2 protein-coding genes are annotated in these 649 nt (G+C 58.2%); both read left to right on the top strand.

What is annotated here, in order from left to right; translation table 11 throughout:
- Positions 1-231, top strand: a 231-nt coding sequence (locus L691_RS33860; protein ID WP_232229288.1) for a hypothetical protein, incomplete at its 5' end; no start/stop codon positions are given.
- A gap of 7 nt (positions 232-238) precedes the next feature.
- Positions 239-649: aminotransferase class III-fold pyridoxal phosphate-dependent enzyme (locus L691_RS30290; protein ID WP_036738478.1), on the top strand; the 411-nt coding region annotated here is incomplete at its 3' end.

Genomic DNA, 649 nt, shown 5'->3' with positions numbered 1-649 from the left:
CTTCCCCATCCGCTTCATCCGCAGCCGCAGCCGGACAATAGATTTACCTTCGGAGCTGCAGTCTCCTCCGCTATGGCGGCACAGCTTCGGAAAGAACGCATGAGTCGTCATACGGCAGACAGCATAATAGGCATTGCCCCTTACGGGCGGACGGCGAATTGGCGCCTTCCGCCCGTTGACGCACGTTCACCCAAATATGCGCTCAGCAAGAACACTGAGCCGAGAGGATGACCCATTTATGAATCGTTCCACTTCAGAACAGCTGTACCAGGAAGCGCTCCAGCATATCGTCGGAGGCGTAAACAGCCCCTCCAGATCCTTCAAGGCGGTGGGCGGCGGAGCGCCCGTTTTCATGAAGCGCGCTGCCGGCGCCCATTTATGGGACGAGGACGGTAATCGCTACATCGATTATCTCGCGGCCTTCGGTCCCGTTATTACTGGGTTCGCCCATCCGCATATTACCGCTGCGATTATAAAGGCTGCGGAGAACGGTGTGCTGTACGGAACCCCGACGGCGCTCGAGATTACCCTCGCCAAAATGATCAAGGAAGCCATTCCTTCACTCGACAAAGTCCGGTTCGTCAATTCCGGCACCGAAGCCGTCATGTCGACGATCCGGGTCGCCCGGGCGTTCACCGGCCGGACCAAG

It is taken from the genome of Paenibacillus zanthoxyli JH29 (genome assembly GCF_000520715.1).
Classification (GTDB): domain Bacteria; phylum Bacillota; class Bacilli; order Paenibacillales; family Paenibacillaceae; genus Paenibacillus_AQ; species Paenibacillus_AQ zanthoxyli.
This window is presented reverse-complemented; position numbering and strand designations above follow the sequence as displayed.